Origin of the sequence: Arthrobacter sp. G.S.26 (assembly GCF_050847375.1) — a bacterium.
Lineage (GTDB): Bacteria > Actinomycetota > Actinomycetes > Actinomycetales > Micrococcaceae > Arthrobacter.
This window is the reverse complement of the sequence record NZ_CP193752.1, coordinates 1,310,722-1,336,671: the sequence shown is the minus strand read 5'-3', so window position 1 is coordinate 1,336,671 and position 25,950 is coordinate 1,310,722. Positions and strand designations below refer to the sequence as shown.

Here is a 25,950-nt window from a genome sequence, read left to right as displayed (position 1 = left end):
GTCAGGCCACGTTGTTTTCGTAGTCCAGGTCGCGGGTTTCCTTGCTCACAAACAGGGCGATGAGCGTCAGGACGGCCATCACGCTGAGGTAGACACCCACCAGGACCGGGCTGCCGTCAGCCAGCTCCCACAGTGCCACGGCGATGAACGGTGCCACCGCTGCGCCGAGGATGCTGGAGACGTTGTAGCTGACAGCTGAACCGGTGTACCGCACGTTGGTGGGGAACAGTTCGGGCAGCAGCGCGCCCATGGGGCCAAAGGTGAGGCCCATCAGGGAGAAGCCGATGACCAGCAACGCCATGGTGCCCACGAACCCGCCGCTGAACAGCGGGACGAAAAGCAGGCCGAAGACCAGGATGCCGCCGGTAACGGCCAGCAGCATTTTGCGGCGGCCGTACTTCTCTGCCAGGGGGCCGGAGACCAGGGTGAAGATACCGAAGAACACCACGCCGGCAATGAGCATCCAGAGGAAGTCGTTGCGGGTGAACCCCAGGCCGGGAACAAAGGCTGCGGCCGCGGCCTCGGTCATCGGCTTGCCGGCCTTCTCCGCTGCGGCCTTGGCCGCATCCAGGCTGCTGGCGCGGGTGCCGTAGGTCAGGGTGAATGTGGTCATCAGATAGAAGAGCACGTAAGTGGCGAGCATGATGAACGTGCCCAGGATCAGCGGACGCCAGCTGGTGTTGAAGACGCGGGCCAGCGGCAGCTTGGCCACTTCATTGGATTCGAGCACCTTGGTGAACGCCGGGGTTTCGATCAGTTTGAGCCGGACGTACAGGCCGATGATGACCATCACGGCGCTGAGCAGGAACGGCACACGCCAGCCCCAGTCCATAAAGGCCTGCGGGGTCAGAGTGTAGCTGGCCACCAGGAAGATGACGTTGGCGATAATGAACCCGATGGGGGCACCCAGCTGCGGGAACGTCCCGTAGATGGCTCGTTTGTTGGCCGGGGCGTTCTCGGTGGCCAGGAGGGCAGCTCCGCTCCATTCGCCGCCGAGTGCAAGGCCCTGCGCAAAGCGCATCACCACCAGCAGGGCGGGGGCCCAGAACTCCCAGCCCTCCACTTTCGCTGTGGGCAGGCAGCCGATCAGGAACGTGGCAATGCCCATGGTCAGCAGAGAGGCCACCAGGGTGCCCTTGCGGCCGAACTTGTCACCGAAGTGCCCAAAGACGATTGAACCGAGCGGGCGGGCCACAAAAGCCACGCCGAAAACTGCGAAGGAGCTGAGCAGCTGGGTGGTTTCGTTCTGGTTGGGGAAGAACAGCTGCGGGAAAACGAGCACCGCGGCGGTGGCGTACACGTAGAAGTCGTAGAACTCGACTGTGGTGCCAATCAGGCTGGCCACGATTACGCGGCCACGGGAATTCACCGGCTGCGGCTGGCCCGGCACCGTGGAGGTATCGGTGGAAGACATAGTAAACGCTTTCATCAGGAGCGGCCGGAAACATCGGACTGGCCCGGCTCGAAATAATCAGAGTTCAATATTAGTTCCCCCAGTCCAGTCAATGGACGAAAGGTCCACAATGCGGACGTGTGGGATGTGTCTCATTTCCCGCGCTTCGGCCTTCGCCTAACGCTGCCCCAGGGGGCCCGATAGGCAAATGTCACAGCGCGTTAACAAAGCGGGTCGGTCCGCGAAACGCGCCTTACCTACCTTGGAGGAACAACATCCCCCGAAGGAGGTAACCCGTGACTGTCGATCGCACCGCTGATGCCGGCACCGGAAATTCCCTTGATCTCACCGAGGTCAATGGGTCCGCAGCCGCCAGCGCACAGCCCGGCACTGCCGGCACCACCGCCGCTCCCGCCCTTGAATTCCGCCCCGGCCGCTGGATCGCCAACTGGGATGCCGAGAACAAGGAACAATGGGAGTCCGGCGGCCGCGCCATCGCCCGCCGCAACCTGAACTGGTCCATCTTCGCCGAATTCCTCGGCTTTGTGGTGTGGCAGCTGTGGTCCATCGTGGTGGTCCAGCTGCCGGCCGCAGGCTTCACGTTCAGCACCTCGGAAATCTTCTGGCTCATCTCCATGCCCAGCCTGGTGGGCGCAACGCTCCGCATCCCTTACACGTTTATGGTTCCGCGCTTCGGCGGCCGCAACTGGACCATCGTCTCGGCCCTGCTGCTCCTGATCCCAGCGACGGGACTGGCGCTCTGCGTCTCCAACCCGGAAACCCCGTTTGGCGTGATGCTCCTGGTGGCGGCGCTGGCAGGCTTCGGCGGCGGCAACTTCGCCAGCTCCATGGCCAACATCACCTTCTTCTACCCGGCCCGGGAAAAGGGCTGGGCACTGGGCCTGAATGCGGCCGGCGGAAACATGGGCGCCGCCGTCGCGCAGCTGGCCGTCCCGATCGTCATCACCCTCCTTGCAGTGGGCACCGTCAACCTTCCACTGGCAGGCTGGATGTGGGTTCCCTTCATCCTGATCGCCGCGTTTGGCGCCTGGAAGTACATGGACAACCTCACCAGCGCCAAGGGCGACATCGCCGGTTCCGTGGCAGCCCTGAAGGAACCGCACCTGTGGATCATGGCGTTGCTGTACATCGGCACCTTCGGTTCGTTCATCGGCTTCGCCGGTGTCTTCCCGAAACTGATCAAGGACTACTTCCCGGCCTTCTCCTCCATCGGGATCGGCACCGTGGCCCTGTCGCTGGCCTTCCTCGGCCCGCTGGTGGGCTCCCTGGCCCGCCCCTACGGCGGCCGCATGGCTGACCGCATGGGCGGCGCCCGGATGACCGTCGCGGCCTTCGCCGCCATGGCCGTCATCACCCTGACCATGATCTGGACGCTGCCCCTGAAGAACTTCTGGCTCTTCCTGGTCCTGTTCCTGATGCTCTTCACCGCCAGCGGCTTCGGAAACGGCGCAACGTACCGAATGATCCCGGTCATCTTCGCCATCTCCAGCCGCGCCGCCCGGAAGGGCGCCAACTCCGTGGCAACCCAGCGGCTGGCGTCCTCGGCCCTGGGCCTGATCTCGGCGATCGGCGCCTACGGCGGGTTCGTGATTCCGCAGGTGCTCAACGCCTCCAACACGGCCACCGGCTCGTACACCCCGGCCTTCTACGGTTTCGTGGGGGCCTACGTCCTGATGCTGGTGGTCTGCTGGTTCTTCTACATCCGCAACGCCAACCGAAATGCGATGGGACACGTCTAACATGACCACAAGCGCCGACACGCACTGCCCTTACTGCGCCCTGCAGTGCGCCATGACGCTGACCTCCCCCGCGGATCCGGCCCCGGCGTCAACGCCGGGGCCGGTCCCCGTGACCCTGCTTCCTCCCGCACCGTCGGCAGCCCCCGTCCTGGACGTGGCCGGCCGCGACTTCCCCGCCAACAAGGGCGGCCTGTGCCGCAAGGGCTGGACCTCCGCCTCGCTGCTGAACCACCCGGGCCGGGTCACCGAGCCGCTCCTCAAAGGGCCCGACGGCGTCCACCGCCCCATCACGTGGGACCACGCCCTGGAGCTGGCCGCCAATGCCGTGCAGGCCACACAGGCCCGCTACGGCGCGGATGCCGTGGGTGTCTTCGGCGGCGGCGGGCTCACCAACGAAAAGGCCTACATGCTGGGCAAGTTCGCCCGGTTGGCTCTGCGCACCTCCCGGATCGACTACAACGGCCGGTTCTGCATGTCCTCCGCAGCAGCCGCCGGGATGCGGGCCTTCGGTGTGGACCGCGGCCTGCCGTTCCCACTCGTTGCCCTGGACACCGCCGCCACCATCCTGATGCTCGGCTCCAACGTGGCCGAAACCATGCCGCCCTTCGTCCAGCACCTCAAGGGCGCCCGCGACGCCGGCGGCCTGATCGTGGTGGACCCGCGGCGCTCCGCCACTGCCGACTTCACCGCCGACGGCGCCGGCCTCCACCTCCAGCCCCTGCCGGGCACCGACCTGACCCTCCTGCTGGGCATCGCCCACGTGGTCATTGCCGAAAAACTGGTGGACACCACCTACGTGGCGGACCGTACCTCCGGCTACAGCGCCGTGGCCCGGAGCGTCAGCGCCTTCTGGCCGGAACGGGTCCAGGGCCTCACCGGGGTCCCGGCGGAGCTGATCCGCGAAACCGCCCGGCGGCTCGCCGCCGGCACCACCCGGGGCGGTGCCTACATCCTCACCGGCCGCGGCGTGGAACAGCACGTGGACGGCACAGATACCGCCACGGCCGCCATCAACCTCAGCCTCCTGCTGGGCCTGCCCGGCTCAGCCCGCAGCGGCTACGGCACCCTGACCGGCCAGGGCAACGGCCAGGGCGGGCGCGAGCACGGCCAGAAGGCCGACCAACTCCCGGGCTACCGCAAGATCACCGACCCCGCCGCCCGGGCCCACGTGGCCGGGGTGTGGGGCGTGCCGGAGAGCCTCATCCCCGGCCCCGGGCTCCCGGCCGTGCAGCTGCTGAAGTCCCTGGGCCAGCCGGACGGGGTGCACTGCCTGTTTGTCCACGCCTCCAACATCGCCGTGGCCTCCCCCGATGCAAACGCCGTCATCGCGGGCCTTCGCAGCCTGGACTTCCTGGTGGTGTGCGACTTCTTTATGTCCGAGACCGCCGCCGAGGCGGACCTGGTCCTGCCGGTTCTGCAGTGGGCCGAGGAGGAAGGCACCCTGACAAACCTCGAAGGCCGGGTCCTGCGCCGCCGCCGGGCCCTGGCACCGCCGGCCGGTGCCCGCAGCGAACTCTGGATCATGGCCCGGCTGGCGGAAGCCCTCGACGCCCCCTCCACCTACAGCGAGGACCCGGAGACAGTCTTCGAGGAACTCCGGCTGGCCTCCGCCGGCGGCCTGGCCGATTACTCCGGGATCGATTACGCCATGCTGGACCGCGGCGAAGCCGCCTACTGGCCCTACCCGGCCGGAAGCACGGGAACCCCGCGCCTGTTCACTGACGGCTTTGCCCACCCTGATGGCAAGGCGGTGATGACAGCGGTGGTGCCCCGCCGCCGTCGTACGCCTGCGCCGCCAGCCGCGGCTAACGGCGCCGCCCCCGCCAAAACCATGACCCTGGTGACTGGCCGGCTCCTTGAGCACTACCAGTCCGGCGCCCAGACCCGGCGGGTGGCCGAACTCCTGGCCACCCGCCCGGAGGCCACCGTCCAGATCCATCCTGCCGCTGCCGGGTCGCTGGGCATCACCGCCGGCGCGTTGGTGTCGGTCTCCAACGAACGCGGCGAGGTGGTGTGCCGGGCCGAGCTCAGCACCGCCATCCGGCCCGAAACCGTGTTCCTGCCGTTCCACTTCCCCGGGATGGAAAGCGCCAACCGACTCACTGAAGCCAGCACGGACCCCATCTCCGGGATGCCCGAATTCAAGTTCAATACCGTGCAGGTCCGGCCCGTTGCCGTACCCGTTTCGACCAACGCGCACCAGATGTCGGAGGCCTCATGAGCGAGCAGACAGTCATTGTGGGATTCGGGCCCGTCGCGGCCCGGCTGGTGGACGAACTCCTGCCGGCCGTCCGTTCCGGCCAGGTCCGGCTCACGGTGGTGGGCGAGGAAAACGAAGCCGCCTACAACCGGGTCCTGGTCGCTGATCTGGGCGTGGGCCGGACCACCGCCGATGCCCTCGCCCTGGCGGATGCCGCGGCCTTGGCCGGGGACGGCGTTGACGTCCGGCTGGGCACCCGGGTCCGCCGGGTGGACAGGGCCCGGCAGCTGGTCATCCTCGCGGACGGCAGCACCGTCCACTATGACCGGCTGGTGTTCGCCACCGGTTCCCGGCCCGTCATCCCCAACCTCACCGGCATCAACCCGGACCCCACCTCGCCGGTCCTGCCGGCCGGTGTGACGGCGCTGCGGGACCTCCGCGATGCCGGGGTGCTGCGCCAGGCCGTGGCCGGCGGCAAACGCGTGGTGGTCCTGGGCGGTGGCGTCCTGGGCCTGGAAACCGCGCTGGCCGCGGCGGAGGAAGGCGCCACCGTCACGGTGGTGCACAACGGCCCGCACCCGCTGGGGCGCAACATTGACAGGGGCGGCGGCGCCGTCCTGGCCGCGGGCCTGCGGCGCTGCGGCGTTCGGGTGGCCGGCAACGCGCGGTCCACGGGCGTTGAGCACAAAGCGCCCGACGGCGGGTTCTCGGCACTGCTCCTTGACGACGGTTCAGCGATTGACGGGGACCTCCTGGTCCTCTCGTGCGGCGTCCGGCCCCGGACGGAACTGGCCGAAGGCTGCGGCCTGTCCACCCAGACCGGCATCCTGGTGGACCATCGGCTCCGGGCGCACCACGAACCGCACATTTTCGCGATCGGCGACTGCGCCGAGGTGCGCTGCCCCGACCCGGACTGCACCGACTGCCGCAACGCCAAGGGCCCCTCCGGCCTGGTGGGACCGGGCTGGCGGCAGGCCGAATGGCTTGCCGAATACCTGGGCCTCCTGGCCGCGGGGCTGGTTGAGGACGCGGAAGCGCTGCCGGCCCTGCCGCCGGAGCAGGCAGGAGTGGTGGTGCTCAAGGCGCGCGGCATGAACATGGCCGTGGCCGGGGACAACAGTGCCGATCCGTGGGACGACGAGGCACTGTCCGCCGGTGCCGTGAATGGCAGGCCGCGCCTGCAGATTGCCCAGTGGGCTGATCCCGAGCACGGCCGCTACGTCAAAATGACCACCCGCGGCGGTGTCCTGGCAGGCCTGGTCTCGGTGGGGATGCCACGGACCGCGGCCGAACTTGTGGGTCTCTTTGAACGCGGCGCCGAACTGCCGGCGGACCGGTCCCTGCTGCTGCGCCTCGATGGCCCGGACCAGCTGCCCGTTACCGCCGATCCGCAGGGAACCGTGTGCCGGTGCGCCGGTGTCAGCGGTGCGGTGATCCAGGACGCCGTGGCGGGAGGCTGTGCCACCGTTCCCGAGGTTTCCAAAGCCACCCGGGCGGGAACCGGTTGCGGCGGCTGCCACGACGACATCCGCGGGCTGATCGAAAAACACTTCCAGGCGGTCCCGGCCGCCTGAGGAACCCCCCGAACCCTGAGGCCCTTCCCTTGCCGCCCCGAAGCTCCTAAGATTCCCGCACGGGATCCGTCCCGGGGGTTGCAGGCCTGCGCTGGGCAGTGTCAGGGTTTGCACCGGATCGGCATGCGCCTGTGGCCTGGAAGTTTCGGCACTTCTAGAGATTGAGGAAAGCTATGCGCAAAACATCATTAATTGGTGCTGCCATCTGCACGGCGGCATTCATCGGCCTGCAGGCCGCCCCGGCCATGGCGGCCGGGCAGATTGAACGAGGGCCAGCCCACGCCAACTCCATCTGCTCGTTCTCTGGTCAGAACGACACTCCAGATGATCCTGTGGAAGGCGGCCGGGTCCAGTCCTACGGCCAGATCGTCAAGGCCGGCGGCAAGGCAATGGTGCCAAGTCCTGGCTTGCTCTGCAACGGCCATAAGTTCCCCTACCCCGAGGCCTTCGAAGGCATGGGGCCGTAGAGCCCGCCCCGTTGGCCCCCGGTCCAGGGGGCCAACCCTGCCCCGGCACGTGCCTAAGCTGCGTCCTTCGGAATCAGGACCCAGAGGATGATGTACACCAGTTCCCCGATGCCCACCACACCAAAGATCACAAAACCCAGCCGGACCAGGAATTTTGGCAGCCCGAACCGGGCGGCGAGGGCAGCGCAGACGCCGCCGATGATTTTTCCGCGGCGGGGCCGCACCAGTGAAGTTGCCATGGGCCTAACCTACATGTGAACGTGCAGGCGGCGCGCGGCTTCCGAGATGGACCCCGTTAGGGACGGGTAGACGGTGAAGGTGCTGGCCACATCATCAACGTGCAGTTTCTGCTTGACGGCGATGGCGATCGGGAAGATCAGCTCGGAAGCGTTGGGACCCACCACCACCCCGCCGATCACGGTTCCGGAGCCCTTCCGGGCGAAGATCTTCACAAAACCGTCGCGGTGGTTGCGCATCTTGGCCCGGGCGTTGCTCCGGAGCGACAGCTTGATGACATCGCCCTGGTACTTGCCGGACTCGATCTCGGCTTCCGTCACGCCCACGTTCGCGATCTCCGGTGAGGTGAAGATGTTGGACGCCACCTGGTGCAGCTTCAGCGGGGTCACGCCGTCGCCCATAAAGTGCGCCACGGCGATGCGGCCCTGCATGGCGGCCACGGACGCCAGCGGGAGCACTCCCGTGCAGTCGCCGGCAGCATAGATGTTCGGGGCGGTGGTGCGGGAGACGCCGTCCACCTTGATGTAACCGCCGTCGCTGACCGCCACACCGGCCTCTTCCAGGCCGATGCCGGCCGTGTTGGGAATGGAGCCCACGCAGACCAGGCAGTGGCTGCCGGTGACCTTGGACCCGTCGCCCAGCGTGACCACCACGCCGTCCTCCGTGCGTTCCACAGCCTCGGCGCGGGAGCGGGACAGCACGCGGACGCCGCGGCGTTCGAAGACTTCCTCCAGGACCACTGCCGCGTCGACGTCGGAACCCGGCAGCACGCGGTCGCGGCTGGAGATGAGGGTGACCTTGGAGCCCAGGCCGTTGTAGGCGGAGGCGAATTCGGCGCCGGTCACACCGGACCCCACCACAATCAGGTCCTCGGGCAGCTCGTCCAGATTGTAGATCTGGGCCCAGTTCAGGATCCGTTCGCCGTCGGGACGAGCGGTGGGGAGCTCTCGCGGGTGGGCCCCGACGGCCAGCAGGATGGTGTCCGCCTCGACCGTCTCGGTGCCGTCGGCGGTGAGGACCTCGATGGTGTGGTCATCCAGCAGCCGGCCGGAACCGGTGAGGATACGGACGCCCTGCAGGGCCAGGCCGTCGTGGATGTCCTTCGACTGGCTCCGGGCCAGGTTCAGCAGCCGGTCGTTGATGTGCTTGAGGTCCGCGCGCATCACGGGAACAAAGTCGCCGCCGTCGACGTCGAACTTCACGCCCAGTTCGCCGGCCTCGCCGACCCGGGTCATCAGGTCAGCCGTGGCAATGAGGGTTTTGGACGGAACCACGTCCGTGAGGACTGCGGAGCCGCCCAGGCCGGCACGTTCGATGATGGTGACCTGCGCCCCCAGCGAGGCGGCCACCATGGCGGCTTCGTACCCGCCCGGACCACCTCCCAGGATTGCGATCCGGGGTGAACTGAAATCTGGGTGCGTAGTCACAATCAACCATTCTCGCCCCTGTTCCGCCGAACCACCAAAGAAACCGTTCTCTCACCAAACCCCACCGAAAGGTGGGCCTCGCCCGGGGCGGCAGGATAGCTTGTACCAGTGAGTACAACAGACTTCCTGAACACGGATCCCTTCGCCGCCGCCCAGGCCGCGGCCGACTACATCGCCGAGGAAACCGGCGTCGACAGCCATGACGTGGCCCTGGTCCTCGGCTCCGGCTGGGGCGAGGCGGCCGACCTGATCGGCGAAACCACCGCCACGCTCTCCGCCGCGGAGGTCCCCGGATTCCACGCCCCGGCGGTGGAAGGTCACGTGGGCACCATCCGGTCCATCCTCACCAAGGACGGCAAACGGGCCCTGGTCCTCGGCGCACGCACCCACTACTACGAGGGCAAGGGCGTGCGTGCCGTGGTCCACGGGATCCGCGCCGCCGCCGCTGCAGGCTGCAAAACCCTGGTCCTCACCAACGGCTGCGGCGGGCTGAACGAAGCCTGGACCCCGGGAACGCCGGTCCTGATCAGCGACCACATCAACCTCACCGCGGCCTCGCCCCTGGAAGGGGCCACGTTTGTGGACCTGACCGATCTCTACTCCGCGCGGATCCGGGACCTGGCCCGGGAAGTGGACCCCACCCTGGACCAGGGCGTTTACGCCCAGTTCACGGGTCCGCACTACGAAACCCCCGCGGAAGTGCAGTACGCCAAGCGGATCGGGGCGGAACTGGTGGGCATGTCCACGGCGCTGGAAGCAATCGCCGGGCGGCACGCCGGCATGGAAGTCTTCGGCATCTCCCTGGTCACCAACCTCGCCGCCGGCATCAGCCCGCAGCCACTCAGCCACCAGGAAGTCATCGAATCCGGCCAGGCCGCCGGCCCGCGGATCTCCCGGCTCCTCGCGGACATCATCACCAAACTCTGAACCACTGCGGGGCCGCAACCAGGCTGGAAAAAGCCCGGCATCCGGCCGGTTGCGGCCCCGCAGTGGCTGAAACGGCAGCCCAATGACGATAGCGTTAGGGGCATGACGACCCCCGCTGCCGAGTCCCGCCTGCTCACCGAGGCCCGTGAATGGGCCGCCCAAGACCCGGACCCGGCAACGTCCGCCGCCCTCCTTGAGTTGCTCCGGCGCGATGGGGAGGGCGATCCCGCCGCCCGGCAGGAACTCGCCGACAGCTTCAGCGGCACCCTCCAGTTCGGCACCGCCGGCCTGCGCGCAGCCCTCGGCCCCGGCCCCAACCGGATGAACCGCGTGGTGGTGCGCCGCGCCGCCGCCGGTTTCGCGGCGTTCCTGCTGGCTGCCGTAGCTGAGGCTGCGCCCGGAACCCGGCCGCGCGCCGTCGTTGGCTACGACGCCCGGCACAATTCCGACGTCTTCGCCGCCGAAACGGCGGCGATCTTCACCGCAGCGGGGATTGAAACGTTCCTGCTCCCGGCGGCGCTGCCCACTCCCCTGCTGGCCTACGCCGTCCGCGCGCTCGGATGCGACGGCGGCGTGATGGTCACCGCCAGCCACAACCCGCCCCAGGACAACGGCTACAAGGTCTATCTGGGCCGCCACGCGGTGCCGGAAAGCGGCAACGGCGCCCAGATCGTGGCCCCGTTCGACGCCGCAATCGCCGCCCACATCGACGCCGTGGGACCGCTGGCGGGCATCGCCCTGGCCACCGAGGGCTGGACCGTCCTGGACGGCTCCCTCGCCGCCGCGTACCGGGAAGCCACCGCCGGGCTGGCCCGCCCGGACCGGTTCCCGGCCCGGGACCTGCGGATCGTCCTGACCCCGCTGCACGGGGTAGGCGGGGCCACCGCACTGGCTGTCCTTAACGCCGCAGGTTTCCAGAACGTCACCCTGGTGGCGGAGCAGGCCGAGCCGGACCCTGGCTTCCCCACCGTCAGTTTCCCCAACCCGGAGGAGCCGGGCGCCCTGGACCTGGCACTGCAAGCCGCAGAGCGGCTGGACGCGGACATCGTTATCGCCAACGACCCCGACGCCGACCGGGCCGCTGTAGCTGCCAAGGACCCGGATACGGGTGCCTGGCGGATGCTCCGCGGCGACGAAGTGGGTGCGCTGCTGGGCGCGCACGTCGCGGCCAGGTCCGCCAACGCCGACGGCACCCCGGAAGGGGAACACCGGGGCGTCTTTGCCAACTCGATTGTGTCCTCCCGGCTGCTGGCCCGCATCGCCGCCGCAGCCGGTTACGACCATGAGGAAACCCTCACCGGCTTTAAATGGATTTCCCGTGTTCCCGGCCTGGTGTACGGCTACGAGGAAGCGCTGGGCTACTGCGTGGCCCCGGACCTGGTGAAGGACAAGGACGGTATTTCCGCCGCTGTCCTGATCGCCGAGCTGGCCGCCGCCGCAAAAGCGGACGGCCGGACAGTTTTTGACACGCTGGATGACCTTTATCTGCGGCACGGGCTGCACGCGAGTGACCAGCTGAGTATCCGCGTGGCGGACCTGGGGCTGCTGGATGCCATGATGAACCGGCTCCGCGTCTCCCCGCCCGAATCCTTTGCGTCCTCCGCAGTGGAGGTCTACACGGACCTGGCGGAGGGCAGCCCGCAGCTGCCGCCCACGGACGGCCTCCTGTATGTCACCCGGGACCTGACCCGGGTGATCATCAGGCCCAGCGGCACCGAGCCCAAACTCAAGTGCTACCTCGAGGTGATCCAGCACGTGGGGTCCGCGGCTGAGCTTCCGGCCGCCCGGCAGGCGGCGCGTTCGGCACTGGACGCGGCCCTGCAGGATGTCAGCGAAGCCCTCGGCCTGTAGCGGCCGGAACGCTGCGGCGGCCTAGAGCTCGACTTCCAGGAAGCCGCCGGCCAGCCGCGTACTGAACGTGTCCAGGGCAAGGCCCGGGCTGGTCAGGCATTCGCCGGTCTCGAGGTCATAGACCTCTTTGTGCAGCGGCGAGGCGATGGTGGGCCGCAGGCCCCGCGAGCCCAGGATGCCGCGCGCCATCACGTGGGCCCCGGTGGCCGGGTCCTCGTTGGCGACGGCGAAAACCTCACTCGCGCCGGTACGGAAGACCGCCACCTGGCGGCCGTCGACCAGAGCCGCCTCACCCCAGGACAGTTCGAGGTCCTCAACGGCGCAGATGCGGTGCCATCCGGCGGTGGGGCGCGTTCCGGCGTCGGCCGTTGCGGTCCCGGGTACCCCAAGTTCCAGTGTTGCCGTCATGTCCGGCTCCTCTCCCTGTGCTTGTTATGCCAGTCTCTGGCAGCCGTTGCGGCCACGTTCCACGCTAGGCGGCAGGTGTTTCAACGGGGTGCGGCGAATGTGTCCGGCGCGTAAAAGACACCTAACCCGCCGGGAAATGCGTTCGTGATGCAGAAGTTAAGTTCGCGAAACAATTGGGAAACTGAAGCGAAACTGCCGCTTCCTACTGTTGAGGGAAAGCTCGACAGAAAAGGTTGCAGGCAAGTCCGCTGCGGCCCATGCGAAAGGCCCTCCAGTGACCGAACAGACTTCCCGTACAGAGACACCGCGCCGCGTCGTCGTCGCCGGCGGCGGGCCGGCAGCCCACCGCTTCGCCGACGCCATGCACACCCGCGGCCTGGACGGCTGGGATGTCACGGTCCTCACCGAGGAGGTGCACCTGCCGTATGACCGTGTTGCGCTGTCAAAGGCCCTGACAGACAGCAGCGTGGACCTGACCCTGGGGACAGCGTCCATGTGGGACCACAACGCACTGACGCTGAAGAGCGGCGAGCGCGTGGTGAAGATCGACGCCGCAGCCAAAACCGTGCAAACCGCCGCGGGAAGCAGCTACCCCTACGACCACCTGGTGGTGGCCACCGGTTCCGACGCCGCCCGGCTGCCCATTCCCGGGGCCGCCTACACCCACGTGTACCGCACCCTTGAAGACGTGTGGGCCATCAACAAGGCCATCGCCGACCTCACCGCCAAACTGGGCCGGAAGGTCAACGCCGTCACCATCGGCGGTGGCCTGCTGGGCCTGGAGTCCGCGGCCGGCACCGAGCAGCTCGGCGCCAACCCCATCGTGATCAACGGCTCGCCCTGGTTGATGAACACCCAGCTCGACGAAGGCGCGGGCCAGGCCCTGGGCCGCCTGATCGAGGCCAAGGGCTTCACGGTCCACGGCGGTGTGTTCCCCACCGAGGTTTTGGCGGACGACGACGGCCAGGTCACCGGTGTCCTGATGGCCGACGGCCGCACCATCGAGGCGGACCTGGTGATCGTTGCGATCGGCGTTAAGCCCCGCGACGAGCTTTTCCGCGCCGCCGAGGGCGAGGAGCAGGTGTTCAGCCTGGGCCAGCGCGGCGGCGTGGTGATTGACGATTCCTGCGCCACCGAGGTTGAGGACATCTGGGCCATCGGTGAAGTGGCCAACTTCGAGGGCATGTGCCTTGGCCTGGTGGCCCCGGCCAACACCATGGCCGAGATCGTCGCGGACCGGCTGCACGGCGGCGCGGCCACGTTCCCCGGCTTCGACACCGCCACCAAGCTCAAGCTCTCCGGCGTTGACGTGGCAAGCTTCGGCGACGCGTTCGCCCGCACCGAGCACTCCCTCGAAATCGTCTACGCGGACCCCGCCCGAGGCGTCTACCAGAAGATCGTTACCACCGACGATGCCAAGACCCTCCTGGGTGGCATCTTTGTTGGCGACGCCACCCCGTACACCTCGCTGCGGCCCATCCTGGGCCGCGAACTGAGCGCGGAACCCGGCGCCTACCTGACCGCTGCCGGCGGCGGCGACGCCCCCGAAACCGAACTGCCGGACGACGCCATCCTCTGCTCCTGCAACAACGTCTCCGCCGGAACCATCCGCGACACCGTCAACGGCTGCGGTGCCTGCGACGGGAACGCCCCGGTGCAGGAACTCGGCGAGCTCAAGGGCTGCACCCGCGCCGGCACCAGCTGCGGCTCCTGCGTGCCCATGCTGAAGAAACTGCTGGAAACGGAGCTCACCAAGTCCGGCGTCGAAGTATCCAAGGCCCTGTGCGAGCACATCGAACTGTCCCGCCAGGAACTCTTCGAAACCATCCGCGTCCTGGAACTGACCTCCTTCGAGGAGGTCATGGCCAAGTGCGGCACCGGCGCCGGCTGCGACATCTGCAAGCCCACCATCGCCAACATCCTGGCCAGCCAGAACAGCGCCTACGTGCTGGACGCCGGCCGCGGCACCCTGCAGGACACCAACGACCGCGCGCTGGCCAACATGCAGAAGGACGGCACCTACTCGGTGGTCCCCCGCATCGCCGGCGGCGAAATCACCCCCAAGAAGCTCGGCGTCATTGCCGCCGTCGCCGAGAAGTACAACCTGTACACCAAAATCACCGGCGGCCAGCGGATCGACATGTTCGGTGCCCGGCTCGAGGAACTTCCGGAAATCTGGAAGGAACTGGTGGACGCCGGCTTCGAATCCGGCCAGGCCTACGGCAAGAGCCTGCGCACCGTGAAGTCCTGCGTCGGTTCCACCTGGTGCCGGTTCGGCGTCCAGGACTCGGTGGCCATGGCCATCCAGCTTGAGCTCCGCTACCGGGGCCTGCGCAGCCCGCACAAACTGAAGATGGGTGTCTCCGGCTGCGCCCGGGAATGCGCGGAGGCCCGCGGCAAGGACGTCGGCGTGATCGCCACGGCGGACGGCTGGAACCTTTACGTTGGCGGCAACGGCGGGGCAACCCCGGCGCACGCCCAGCTCCTGGCCAAGGACCTGGATGACGAGACGCTGATCAAATACATCGACCGCTACTTTATGTACTACATCCGCACCGCGGACCGGCTGCAGCGCACGGCCCGCTGGCAGGAAGAGCTCGACGGCGGCATCAAGCACGTCGAGGACGTGGTGGTCAACGACACGCTGGGCATCGCGGCAGACCTCGAAGCAGCCATGGCCAAGCACGTGGACACCTACCAGGACGAATGGGCCGACACCCTGAAGGACCCGGAGCGCCTGCGCCGGTTCCGGTCGTTCGTCAACGCCCCGGACCAAAAGGATGATTCCATCACCTTCGTCCCGGACGAGCGCGGCCAGATGCGCCCCGCCACCGCCCAGGAAAAGGCCAAGGTCCTCATCGGTTCCTCCATCCCGGTCCGTTCCAGCAACACGAACGAGGTATAGCCATGCAGCTCTCCATCGACCTCACCGGCCGTGAAGTCCTGGTCACCGGATCGGACGCGGCAGCCCGCCAGGCTGTCAGACGCTACGAAGCCGCCGGCGCCGTGGTATCCCGCCTCAGCACACCCCAGGGCGAGGACCACAACGGTCCGCTGCCGGAGCGCCCGTTCCTGGTGGCCGCCGTCGACGACGGCCAGCCCGGCTGGGACCTGCTCCTGGACCGCTGCCGTGCCGCGGGCATCCCCGTAGCCACCGAACCCGCCGCCGGCGCACCGGGGCACGTCACCCTTGTGGGCGGCGGGCCCGGCACCACCGATCTCCTCACCGTGGCGGCCGTGAAGGCCCTGCGCGATGCGGACGTGGTGTTTTATGACCGCCTTGCCCCGTACCAGGAGCTCCCCACGCTGACCTCAGCCGTGCTGGTGGACGTGGGCAAGAAGCCCGGCCACCACAAGGTGGGCCAGGCCGACATTGAAAAACTCATGGTGGACGCGGCCCTCACCGGCAACAACGTGGTCCGGCTGAAGGGCGGGGACCCCTACGTGTTCGGCCGCGGCGGTGAGGAAGTCGCCGCGTGCGTGGCCGCCGGCGTCAAGGTCTCAGTGGTCTCCGGCGTCACCAGCGCCATCTCCGTCCCGGCTGCCGCCGGCATCCCCGTCACCCACCGGGAAGTCAGCCACATGTTCACGGTGGTTTCCGGCCACGCCCCGCTCACCGACAAGGAACACCACCACCTGGCCGGCCTCGGCGGCACCATCGTGGTGCTGATGGGGGTGGGGACCCTGCACCAGCTGGCAGCGGGCCTGCGCCGCGCCGGGATGCGGGCGGACATGCCCATGGCCGTGGTGGAACGCGGCTACCGGCCCGGGCAGCGCACCACCATCGCGGACCTCGGCACCATCACCACGGCGGCCGCCGGCTGCAGCAACCCCGCCGTCCTGGTCATCGGCGAGGTGGTCAAGGTGGCGGAAGCCAACAACGGCCACGCCGAAGCCGCCGCCGATTTAGACAGGCTGGCGGCCTCGCTGCTCGGTTCGTGAAAGGATTGACCCCCATGAATGCACTTGCACCAGCCGAGGCACCGCAGGTTGAGGAAACACCCGGCGCACCGGAGTCCCCGCTGGAAGGATTCCGCATCGGCGTGACCTCGCACCGTCGCTCCCAGGACCTGATTGAGGCCCTGGAACGCCGCGGCGCCGAAGTGCTGCACGCGCCCGCCCTGAAAATCGCCCCCGTCCAGGAGGACATGCGCCTCATCGAGGACACCCGGACCATCATCGCCGCCAAACCGGACCTCTGCATCGCCACCACCGCCTACGGCATGCGCCGCTGGTGCGAGGCCGCTGACTCGTTCGGGATCGGCGACGAACTGCTGGAAACCCTTGCCGCGTGCCGGATGTTTGTCCGCGGTCCCAAGGCCCGCGGCGCCGTCCGCGCCGCGGGGCTGGCCGACGTCGGCATCAGCAGCGACGAAACCACCGCAACACTGGTGGACATGCTGCTGGCGGAAGGCGTCCGCGGCAAAACCGTGGCCGTGCAGCTGCACGGCTACACGGATGTCCGGCAGCTGGAACGGCTCCGGATGTCCGGGGCCACGGTCCTGACCGTGACCCCGTACCGCTGGGTGAAGCCCGACGGCGAGGACCGGCTGCCGCGCCTCATCGAGGCCGCCTGCAGCGGGAACCTCGATGTCCTCACCTTCACCAGCGCCCCTGCTGTGGACGCCATGTGGAGCACCGCCCACGAAATGGGCGTCTACAAGCAGTTGATCGAAAGCCTCAAAACCACCGTCACCACCGCAGTGGTGGGCCCCGTCACCGCCCAGCCCTTGCTTGACGCCGGCATTACCCCGCTGGTGCCGGAACGCTTCCGCATGGGTGCACTCATCCGGCTGGTGGTGGAGCACCTGGCCCTGAACCATGTGCGCCGCCTGGACACCCGCAGCGGGAACATCGAGCTCCGGGGCCGCAGCCTCCGGATCGACGGCCAGCCCGTGGAACTGGCCCCGGCTCCCCTGCTGCTGCTGCGGGCGCTGCTCGGCGCGGAAGGTGCCGTCCTGTCCCGCGATTCGCTCTCGGACCTGCTGGAGCTCCGCGGTTCCGTACACGCCCTGGACATGACTGTCAGCCGGCTCCGCTCCGCCCTGCCGGATGGCCGGCTGGTGGAAACCGTGGTCAAGCGGGGCTACCGGATCCGGGTCTGACCCCCGCCGCCGGAGCCGCCGGGACACTGTTCCAAGGCCATATGTGTCCGGCTCCGGCGGATTGAGAGCTGGGTCACGGGTTCTGTTACCAGCCGGTAAACATTGGCGAACGCACCCCCGCCGGAGCCGCAATGGCGGGGAAACACAACGGTAAAAGCACTTTCCTACGCTGGGAGCATCACGAAAGTCCCGGCCGCCTCAGCGGCCAGCAGCGAAAGGGCCAGCACATGTCCGCTCCGGCACCATCCCCGTCCACTCCCGCAGCCACCCGCATCGTCATCGCAGGTGCAGGCCCGGCCGCCCAGGCCCTTGTTACGCAGCTGGACCAGGGCCGCTTCACCGGCACCATCACGGTGCTCAGCAACCGGGACGACACCCCGGCGGAACTGCTGGAGCTGGCCCTGCTGCCCCAGGTGTCCGTCCGCTTCGGCCAACCCGCCAGCCACATCGACGCCGCCAAGCGCACAGTGGCCACCGCCGACGGGATGGAATTCAGCTACGACCAGCTGGTGATCGCCACCGGCTCGGCACCGGTGGCCAACCCCGTGGAAGGTGCCGGCTCCTGCCTGAGCTACTCCACCATCGACGACGCCGCCCGGATTTCCCGTGCGGTGGGCGAAGTCACCCGGGAACTTGGCCGGCGCCCGCTGGGCATCCTGGTGGGCAACGGGGCAGCCGCAGGACAGGCCGAAGCCGTGCTCCGCGCCCGCGGTGTCCGCCCCATCCGCACCACCGCCCGGCCCGCCGCGATTGTCCCGGGCACCTCGGCCTCCGGGCTGGTGGCGTCCGCTGTGATCTTCGAGGACGGCAGCAGCATGAGCGGGGACCTGGTGGTCCTCGCCGAGGAACGCGTCTCCCGCGACGGCCTGGCAGCCAGCGCCGGCCTGCGCACCGCGGCCAGCGGCGGCATCGTCATCAGCCAGGACTTCCGGACCTCCGTGCCCGGCATCTGGGCCATCGGCGACGCCGCAGCGTTCGACGGCGTCCGGCTGGGCCTGCTGGTGGCGGCCGCGTCAGCAGCGGGGGCCTGCGCCACGCAGCTGTTGAGCGCGTCGGCCCCGGGACCGGTCCTGCAGGCCGCCGCCTGAGGCAGCCGGCAGCACCGCCCGGCACGCCCGGGCGGTGCTGCCGCTGTGGCAAGATGGGTCCCGAAACGAGTCACGGACACGCGCCACCGGCCCACAAGGCCACTGGAGAGGACCATCATGAGCAACGAAGCCGCGCCCACCGTTCCCCCGGCCACCGCCGCCGGACCGGACGGCATCGCGTCCTACATCGACCACACGATCCTGAAGCCGGAAGCCTCCGAGGAGGAGGTCCTGAGGGTCTGCGCCGAAGCCGCGGAGTACGGCTTCAAGTCCGTCTGCGTGAACCCTGTCTGGGTCAAGACCGTCAAAACGGCACTCAAGGGCTCCGGGGTCCTGACCTGCTCGGTGGTGGGTTTCCCGCTGGGCGCCACGCCCACGGACGTCAAGACCTTCGAAGCCCGCGGTGCCGTCCTTGACGGCGCCGACGAGGTGGACATGGTCATCAACATCGCCGCCGCCCGGGCCGGTGACAAGGGCGCACTGACCGAGGACATCGCCTCCGTGGCGGCAGCCGTGCACGGCAGCGGCGCCATCCTGAAGGTCATCATCGAAACCTCGCTGCTCTCCGACAGCCAGAAAACCCTTGCCTGCGAAGCTGCCGTCGCCGCCGGTGCGGACTTCGTCAAGACGTCCACCGGCTTCAACGGCGGCGGCGCGACCGCAGCGGATGTCGCCCTGATGCGCGCCGCCGTGGGGCCGCAACTTGGCGTCAAGGCGTCCGGCGGAGTGCGTTCCCTCGCTGACGCTCAGGCTATGATTGCAGCAGGTGCAACACGTATTGGTGCCAGCTCCGGGATTGCGATTGTCAAGGGTGAACAGGGTTCATCCGCTTACTGACAGGCCCCGGCAGCCGCCACAGATCTGGCCCCGCGCGGGCCGAGGAGGAACGAATGTCCAGCAAGACCACGGCGGCCCACGAGGGCACTGCCCATGTCCAGACCCCCCAGAATGAGAACCCGCTGGCCGGGAGCATCATCCTCTTTGTGGTGCACATGGCGTTGTTCCTCGGGTCCATCTACTCGCTGACGTTCCTGACGCTCGGCAACCCCTGGCCCATGGCCGTCTGCCTTGGCCTGTTCGCACTGGCCTTCTGGATCCCGCAGACCATCCTGGGCCGCTCGGACTCAGCCGGGGAGCACTAGCCCCGGATTTTCCAGAACCCCCGGCGGACTCCCTGGCAAGCCCAGGATCCGCCGGGGGTTTTTGCTGCCCGCCTTGGGACCGGACCCCAGCATCAAAACGGGTTCAGAACCAGATCCGGACCCACGCCACGGCGGCCGCGGAAACCCCGCCCAGGTGGGTCCGGGCGATGGACCAGGCGGCCATGGCCAGTCCCACCATGGCGTAGGCGCTCACGGGAATCAGCACCAGCCACTCGCGTTTGGAGCCGGCCCGCCCCAGGACCGGCAGGTACAGTGCCCCGTTGGGCCGCCAGATCTTCCGCAGCAGCGGCACTTTCCGGAAGAGCTTCGGCGGTTTGATGACAATGGGCCACAGCAGCGGCACACCGCCGGTGGTGACCAGGTCACCCAGGATGTGGACCACCACGCCGATCAGCATGGACATGGGCAGCCACGTCCACTGGTCCGGGGCGTACCAGGTCACCAGGCCGGCCATCAGCAGCCCAAAAATCCAGTTGGTCAGCCACCCGGAGGCTGGGAACAGCTTGAGGGCCTTGGCGGCGATGTTGATCATAAACATGCACAACAGCCCTGCCCCGACGGACAGCAGCCCCCACGGTGTGTCCACCTGGAACTGGGCCACGGCGACGGCCAGCAGCACAAAACATGCTGCGCCAACCACCGAGTGCGTGCCTTGCCGGTGCCCGCCGCTGGCGTTCTCGATACCCACCGCCACCGCGTTGGACAGCGGCGGCAGGGAGTTCGCGATGGTGCTGGACCGGTGGTCCCAGTCGCACACCAGGGCGGTGCCCGCCGTCGTCATCCCGCCAATCACGATTCCCGTGGCATCCAGCGGATACCAGCCCAGCGTATACGGGCCGGTGGAGGCAACCGCCACCCACGCCGCGGCACCTGCCGCGGCGTGGTGGCCACCCATCACCCCTGGCCCGCCGTCAGCGGCGCGTCGGAGAAGATGTTGCGGATCACGCCGTTGGCCCATTCCAGGATCTCGGCGTCCTGCAGGTCGCGGCCGCCGATCCTTGCCGTCTTCGGCTTGGGCAGCAGCACCGCATCAAGGGCCGGCTTGGACTGCGCGCCGGGGTACATCCGGTTCAGGCGCATCACCCGGGACTCGGGCAGCGTGGCCGGGGAGAACTTGATGAAGTTGCCCTGCAGGGCCACATCGGAGAGCCCGGCCTCGCGGGCCCCCACCCGGAAGCGGGCCACGGCCACCAGGTTCTGCGCGGGCAGCGGCGGCTCGCCGTAGCGGTCCACCAGTTCGGCCAGGACCTCATCGATGGCCTCGTGGGTCAGCGCGGACGCCAGCTTCCGGTAGGCCTCCAGCCGCAGCCGCTCCCCCGGCACGTAGTCGTGCGGCAGGTGCGCGTTGACCGGCAGTTCGATCTTCATTTCGGCTGCCTTTTCCTCGGCCTCGCCGCGGAAGTCAGCCACCGCCTCGCCCACCAGCCTGATGTACAGGTCGAAGCCCACGCCCTGGATGTGGCCGGACTGCTCGCCGCCCAGCAGGTTGCCGGCGCCGCGGATTTCGAGGTCCTTCATGGCCAGCTGCATGCCGGCGCCGAGTTCGTTGTGGGTGGCCACGGCCTTGAGCCGTTCCAGGGCCACCTCGCCCAGGGGCTTCTCGGAGGGGTACAGGAAGTAGGCGTAGGCCCGTTCCCGGCCGCGCCCCACCCGGCCGCGGAGCTGGTGCAGCTGGGACAGGCCATATTTGTCCGCACCGTCCACAATGAGCGTGTTGGCGTTGGAAATGTCCAGCCCGGTTTCGATGATGGTGGTGCACACCAGCACGTCGAAGCGCCGTTCCCAGAAGTCCACGATGATCTGTTCCAGGCGGCTCTCGGACATCTTGCCGTGGGCCACCTCCACCCGCGCCTCAGGCACCATTTCCCGGATCTTGGCGGCGGTCCGCTCAATGGTGGACACGCGGTTGTGGACCAGGAACACCTGGCCCTCGCGCATCAGCTCGCGCCGGATGGCCGCGGAGGTCTGCTTGTCCGTGTACGGGCCCACGTAGGTAAGGACCGGGTGGCGTTCCTCCGGCGGGGTGGCCAGGGTGGAGGTTTCCCGGATGCCGGTCAGGGACATCTCCAGGGTCCGGGGAATGGGGGTGGCGCTCATGGCCAGGACGTCCACGTTGGTGCGCATCTTCTTCAGCGCTTCCTTGTGTTCCACACCGAAGCGCTGCTCCTCATCCACGATCACCAGGCCGAGGTCCTTGAACTCGAAGTCCTTGGACAGCAGCCGGTGGGTGCCGATCACCACGTCCACGCTGCCGTTTTTGACGCCTTCGGCCGTCTCCTTCGCTTCCTTGGTGCCTTGGAAACGGGACAGCGGTTTGACCCGGAGCGGGAAGCCGGAGAACCGTTCGGTGAAGGTCTCGTAGTGCTGCTGGGCCAGCAGGGTGGTGGGTACCAGCACCGCTACCTGTTTGCCGTCCTGCACCGCTTTGAACGCCGCCCGGACGGCGATCTCGGTTTTGCCGTAGCCCACGTCACCGGAGACCAGCCGGTCCATGGGGATTTCCCGCTCCATGTCCGCTTTGACCTCGTTGATGGTGGTCAGCTGGTCAGGGGTTTCCACGTACGGGAAGGCTTCCTCAAGCTCCCGCTGCCAGGGTGTGTCGGGGCCGAAGGCATGCCCGCGGGACGCCATCCGGGCCGAGTACAGCCGGATGAGTTCGCCGGCGATCTCCTTGACGGCCTTCCGGGCCTTGGATTTGGTGCTGGCCCAGTCGGCGCCGCCCATTTTACTGAGCACCGGCGCGTCGCCGCCGACGTAGCGGGTCACCTGGTCCAGCTGGTCCGTGGGGACAAACAGCCGGTCGCCGGGCGCGCCGCGCTTGGAGGGCGCGTATTCGAGGACCAGGTATTCGCGGACGCCGTCGCCGCCGCCGGCCACCTTGCGCTGGATGAGCTCCACAAACCGGCCGATGCCGTGCTGTTCGTGCACCACGTGGTCCCCCGCCACCAGCTGCAGCGGGTCCACGGCGTTGCGGCGTTTGGAGGGCATCCGGCGCATGTCCTTGGTGGACCCCGGGGAGGTCCGGCCCAGCAGGTCGGCTTCGGTAAGCAGGCCCAGCTTAAGCCCGTCGAGGACAAAACCGCGTCCGACGGCGGCAGTGGTCACCTCGATGATGCCCGGCTGGGGCTCCTGGTCCAGCCGGTCCACCCGGGCGCAGGGGATGTCGGCGTCGTGGAACAGTTCGGCGAGGCGCTGGGCAGGGCCGGGACCTTCCGTGGCCACCACGATCCGCCACTGGTTGCGCACGTGGGTGCCGATGAACTCCATCATTTCGGCGACGTCGCCCTGGTAGCCGCGGGGCTCGCGGGCGTGCAGGTTCAGGACGTCGATGTCCGGCAGCAGTTCGGTGTCCTGCGCCAGCGAGGTGATGGACCACCAGGAGACCCCGTGGTCCAGGGAGGCGCTCCGGGTTTCGGCCAGGGACCGGAAACTGGCGGTGTGCAGCGCAGCGGACGCCTGTGAGCTGAGGTCCAAAGGCGCGGTGCCGCCGTCGGACGCCGTGGACCACGCCGCTTCCAGGAATTCCTCGTTGGTGGCGGCGAGGTCGTGGGCGCGGGCGCGGACCTTTTCCGGTTCGATCACCACGGCGATGGACCCGGCGGGCAGCTGGTCCACAAACGGGACCATGGCGTCCACCAGGACGGGGGCCAGGGACTCCATGCCTTCCACGGTGATGCCGCCGGCGATCTTCTCCAACATGTCGGCCGCAGCAGGCAGCTGGGCCTTCAGCGACGCTGCCCGGGACATCACGGAGGGGGTGATCAGGATTTCGCGGCACGGCGGGGCGTGCAGTTCCGTGGGGTGCTTGATGCCCGGGGCTGACAGCGAGCGCTGGTCAGCCACGGCGAACCAGCGCATCTGGTCCACTTCGTCGCCGAAGAACTCCACCCGGATGGGGTGGTCCTCCGTGGGCGGGAAGACGTCCAGGATGCCGCCGCGCACAGCGAATTCACCGCGGTGCGTGACCATGTCCACGCGGGCGTAGGCGGCGTCCGCGAGGTTCCGGACCACCTCGGTGAAGGGCCTTTCCTGTCCCACCGCAAGGGTGACGGGCACCAGCTCGCCCAGGCCGGCCACAATGGGCTGGACCACGGCGCGTACCGGCGCCACCACCACCCGCAGCGGCCCCGCTGCAGAGCCTTCGGGGTGCGCCAGCCGCCGCAGGACGGAGAGCCGCCGGCCCACGGTGTCGGAGCGGGGTGAAAGCCGCTCGTGCGGCAGCGTCTCCCAGCTGGGGAACTCCGCCACGGAGTCGGCGGGCAGGAAAGCGCGCAGCGCCGCCACCAGGTCCTCGGCTTCACGGCCGGTGGCGGTGACCGCCAGGACAACGCCGGGCGTGCCGGTACCGGCACTAGCATCCGGGTCCGCAGCCGCCGCCGTCAGACCGTCCACCATCTCGGCCAGCAGGACAGGCCGGAGTCCGGTCGGCGCGCTGATCTGGTAGTCCTGCCCGCGGACGTCGAATCCCCGCCCGGCTTCTGCCCGGACCCGGGAGAAGGACTGGTCCGGCGCGAGCGCTCGGCGCAGTCCATCCAGCGACGGACCGGCGGTGGGCGGACCGGAAAGGCTCATGGCAGGTGCTCCTGTGGTGTGCAGCGGAAAATCAGGCAAGGTGGAATCAGGCAGGCTGAATCAGGCAACGCGAAAACCCGGAATTCTTTTCGAATCCCGGGTAAACCCAGCCTACCCCGCGGCACCGACAGTCCTGCGGCTAGGCTGGGCAGAGGCGCCAGGGCGGCCGGCGGGCACCGGGAAACCTGGCCCCGCCAGCACCGGTCCAACCGGGCTGCCGCTCCGAACCTCTTGGGGATCAACGCTTGCGGACGTAGGGAGAAACCATGACGGAAACCAGCAGCAGCATCGGCCCGGCCAGGACAGTCCTGGTAACGGGAGCCACCGGTTACATCGGCGGAAGGCTGGTGCCCCGGCTCCTCGAGGCCGGCCACACGGTCAAGGTCCTGGTCCGCTCCCCCGACAAAATTGCCGGCAACCCGTGGCGGGATGACGTGGAAGTGGTCGAAAGCAGCCTGGACGATGGCGAGGCCCTGCGTGACGCGCTGGCCGGCGTCGACGTTTTTTATTACCTGGTGCACTCCATGGCGGCGGGGACGGGCTTTGAAGCCAAGGAAAAGGCCATGGCCGAAACCGCCGCGCGTGCCGCCAAGGACGCAGGTGTGCAGCGCATTGTTTTCCTGGGCGGCCTGCATCCCAGCGGGGTGGAGCTGTCCACCCACATGCGGTCGCGGGAAACCGTGGGCAAGGTCTTCCTGGACAGCGGCGTGGACTCCATTGTTTTCCAGGCCGGTGTGGTGATCGGGTCCGGCTCGGCGTCGTTCGAGATGATCCGCCACCTGTCCGAGACGCTGCCGCTGATGCCGGCCCCCAGCTGGGTGCGGAACCGGATCGAGGCGATCGCCGTCCGCGATGTCCTGCACTACCTGGTGGGCGCGGCGTCGCTGGAGGGACACATCAACAGGACCTTCGACATCGGCTGCCGCCAGGTGCTCACCTACGCCGGCATGATGAAGGCGTACGCTGCGGAGGCCGGCCTGCCCTACCGCGTGGTGCTGGCCCTGCCGGTCCCGGCGCCCAAGCTGGCCGGCATGTGGGTGGCCCTGACCACCCCCATCCCGCTGTCCATGGCCGTGCCGCTGGTGCAGTCCCTGCAGCACGACGCCGTCTCGGACGAGCACGACATTGACCAGTACATTCCGCAGCCGGAAGGCGGCCTGACCAGCTACCGCACCGCTGTGGCGCTGGCCCTGGGGAAGGAACGGGACGGCCAGGTGGTCACCACCTGGGCCAACGCCGGGGTGGCCTCCGACCCGCTGCCCAGCGACCCGGACTGGGCCGGGCACAAGGTCTACATCGACGAGCGGACCTTCCACGGCGACGTGGATCCGGCCCATGTCTGGACGATCATCGAAGGCATTGGCGGCCGGAACGGCTGGTACTCCCTGCCGCTGGCATGGCAGGTCCGCGGCTGGCTGGACAAGCTGACCGGGGGCGCGGGCCTGCTCCGCGGCCGCCGCCATCCCAAGGACCTGGCCATCGGCGAAGTGGTGGACTGGTGGCGGGTGGAGCGGATCGACCGCGGCAAGCTCTTGCGGCTGCGCGCGGAAATGCGGGCGCCGGGCCGGGCGTGGCTGGAACTCTCAGTGGAACCCGACGGCACCGGCAGCACGTACCGTCAGCGCGCCATCTTCTTCCCCAAAGGCCTGAGCGGGCGCCTGTACTGGCTCGCGGTTTTGCCGTTCCACAGCCTGATTTTTCCTGCCATGGCGCGCAATATCACGGACGCGGCGCAGAAGATTGTTGATGCGGAGCAGGCAACCGGCAACCCGTAGGAT

19 protein-coding genes are annotated in these 25,950 nt (G+C 68.4%); 13 read left to right on the top strand and 6 right to left on the bottom strand.

What is annotated here, in order from left to right:
- Nucleotide 1: 1 nt before the first annotated feature.
- Nucleotides 2-1,414, bottom strand: coding sequence for an MFS transporter (locus tag ACRB8A_RS06125; protein WP_050687851.1), 1,413 nt, complete (start codon nt 1,412-1,414; stop codon nt 2-4).
- Between the two features lie 275 nt (nt 1,415-1,689).
- Here ACRB8A_RS06125 and ACRB8A_RS06120 point away from each other — a divergent pair, with 275 nt between their 5' ends.
- The 4 genes from ACRB8A_RS06120 to ACRB8A_RS06105 all read left to right on the top strand — a co-directional run bounded on the left by ACRB8A_RS06120 (nt 1,690) and on the right by ACRB8A_RS06105 (nt 7,394).
- The gene (locus tag ACRB8A_RS06120; protein ID WP_050687850.1) at nt 1,690-3,153 is read left to right on the top strand and encodes an MFS transporter; all 1,464 of its coding nucleotides are present in this window, start codon (nt 1,690-1,692) and stop codon (nt 3,151-3,153) included.
- Between the two features lies 1 nt (nt 3,154).
- Complete coding sequence (locus tag ACRB8A_RS06115) at nt 3,155-5,374, top strand: molybdopterin oxidoreductase family protein (RefSeq protein WP_432245832.1); 2,220 nt, start codon at nt 3,155-3,157, stop codon at nt 5,372-5,374.
- The gene (locus tag ACRB8A_RS06110; RefSeq protein WP_432245831.1) at nt 5,371-6,927 is read left to right on the top strand and encodes an FAD-dependent oxidoreductase; all 1,557 of its coding nucleotides are present in this window, start codon (nt 5,371-5,373) and stop codon (nt 6,925-6,927) included. Before ACRB8A_RS06115 ends, ACRB8A_RS06110 begins: the two co-directional genes overlap by 4 nt.
- Nucleotides 6,928-7,100: 173 nt before the next feature.
- Entirely contained in the window at nt 7,101-7,394 is a 294-nt protein-coding gene (locus ACRB8A_RS06105) for a hypothetical protein (RefSeq protein WP_050685050.1), read from the top strand.
- Between the two features lie 53 nt (nt 7,395-7,447).
- Here ACRB8A_RS06105 and ACRB8A_RS06100 read toward each other — a convergent pair whose 3' ends face one another.
- Nucleotides 7,448-7,633, bottom strand: a complete 186-nt coding sequence (locus ACRB8A_RS06100; protein ID WP_050685051.1) for a PspC domain-containing protein — start codon at nt 7,631-7,633, stop codon at nt 7,448-7,450.
- Between the two features lie 9 nt (nt 7,634-7,642).
- The gene (locus tag ACRB8A_RS06095) at nt 7,643-9,058 is read right to left on the bottom strand and encodes an NAD(P)H-quinone dehydrogenase (protein ID WP_050685071.1); all 1,416 of its coding nucleotides are present in this window, start codon (nt 9,056-9,058) and stop codon (nt 7,643-7,645) included.
- 108 nt (nt 9,059-9,166) lie between these two features.
- Between ACRB8A_RS06095 and ACRB8A_RS06090 the strand changes: the two genes are divergently transcribed.
- Both ACRB8A_RS06090 and ACRB8A_RS06085 read left to right on the top strand, forming a co-directional pair.
- Nucleotides 9,167-9,985 carry a purine-nucleoside phosphorylase gene (locus ACRB8A_RS06090; RefSeq protein WP_056598028.1) on the top strand — a complete coding sequence of 273 codons (819 nt, stop codon included), beginning with the start codon at nt 9,167-9,169 and terminating at the stop codon, nt 9,983-9,985.
- 102 nt (nt 9,986-10,087) lie between these two features.
- Nucleotides 10,088-11,836, top strand: a complete 1,749-nt coding sequence (locus ACRB8A_RS06085) for a phospho-sugar mutase (protein WP_432245830.1) — start codon at nt 10,088-10,090, stop codon at nt 11,834-11,836.
- Nucleotides 11,837-11,857: 21 nt separating this feature from the next.
- On the opposite strand, the gene nirD is transcribed toward ACRB8A_RS06085, so the two are convergent.
- Nucleotides 11,858-12,244: a nitrite reductase small subunit NirD gene (gene nirD / locus ACRB8A_RS06080; protein WP_082178244.1), complete on the bottom strand. Its 387-nt coding sequence runs from the start codon at nt 12,242-12,244 to the stop codon at nt 11,858-11,860.
- Between the two features lie 274 nt (nt 12,245-12,518).
- Here nirD and nirB point away from each other — a divergent pair, with 274 nt between their 5' ends.
- From nirB to ACRB8A_RS06050, 6 genes are all read left to right on the top strand, one after another.
- Nucleotides 12,519-15,149, top strand: coding sequence for a nitrite reductase large subunit NirB (nirB, locus tag ACRB8A_RS06075; protein ID WP_432245829.1), 2,631 nt, complete (start codon nt 12,519-12,521; stop codon nt 15,147-15,149).
- A gap of 2 nt (nt 15,150-15,151) precedes the next feature.
- A complete protein-coding gene (cobA, locus tag ACRB8A_RS06070) occupies nt 15,152-16,186 on the top strand; it encodes a uroporphyrinogen-III C-methyltransferase (RefSeq protein WP_050685055.1) in 1,035 nt (344 codons plus the stop codon).
- Nucleotides 16,187-16,200: 14 nt separating this feature from the next.
- Nucleotides 16,201-17,349: a uroporphyrinogen-III synthase gene (locus ACRB8A_RS06065; RefSeq protein ID WP_050685056.1), complete on the top strand. Its 1,149-nt coding sequence runs from the start codon at nt 16,201-16,203 to the stop codon at nt 17,347-17,349.
- A gap of 227 nt (nt 17,350-17,576) precedes the next feature.
- Nucleotides 17,577-18,437 (top strand): FAD-dependent oxidoreductase, encoded by an 861-nt coding sequence (locus ACRB8A_RS06060; RefSeq protein ID WP_056598022.1) that lies wholly within the window; start codon nt 17,577-17,579, stop codon nt 18,435-18,437.
- Nucleotides 18,438-18,554: 117 nt separating this feature from the next.
- Complete coding sequence (deoC, locus tag ACRB8A_RS06055) at nt 18,555-19,274, top strand: deoxyribose-phosphate aldolase (RefSeq protein ID WP_056598019.1); 720 nt, start codon at nt 18,555-18,557, stop codon at nt 19,272-19,274.
- A gap of 53 nt (nt 19,275-19,327) precedes the next feature.
- Nucleotides 19,328-19,579, top strand: coding sequence for a hypothetical protein (locus tag ACRB8A_RS06050; RefSeq protein ID WP_050685059.1), 252 nt, complete (start codon nt 19,328-19,330; stop codon nt 19,577-19,579).
- A gap of 103 nt (nt 19,580-19,682) precedes the next feature.
- On the opposite strand, the gene ACRB8A_RS06045 is transcribed toward ACRB8A_RS06050, so the two are convergent.
- Together ACRB8A_RS06045 and mfd are read right to left on the bottom strand one after the other, a co-directional pair.
- Complete coding sequence (locus ACRB8A_RS06045) at nt 19,683-20,495, bottom strand: metal-dependent hydrolase (protein ID WP_432245828.1); 813 nt, start codon at nt 20,493-20,495, stop codon at nt 19,683-19,685.
- The gene (gene mfd, locus ACRB8A_RS06040) at nt 20,495-24,172 is read right to left on the bottom strand and encodes a transcription-repair coupling factor (RefSeq protein ID WP_056598016.1); all 3,678 of its coding nucleotides are present in this window, start codon (nt 24,170-24,172) and stop codon (nt 20,495-20,497) included. The genes ACRB8A_RS06045 and mfd overlap by 1 nt, the downstream gene beginning before the upstream one ends.
- Before the next feature lie 266 nt (nt 24,173-24,438).
- On the opposite strand from mfd, the gene ACRB8A_RS06035 reads away from it, so the two are divergent.
- On the top strand, nt 24,439-25,947 hold the full coding sequence (locus ACRB8A_RS06035) for an SDR family oxidoreductase (RefSeq protein WP_050685062.1): 1,509 nt from the start codon (nt 24,439-24,441) through the stop codon (nt 25,945-25,947).
- The last annotated feature ends 3 nt before the right edge of the window (nt 25,948-25,950 follow it).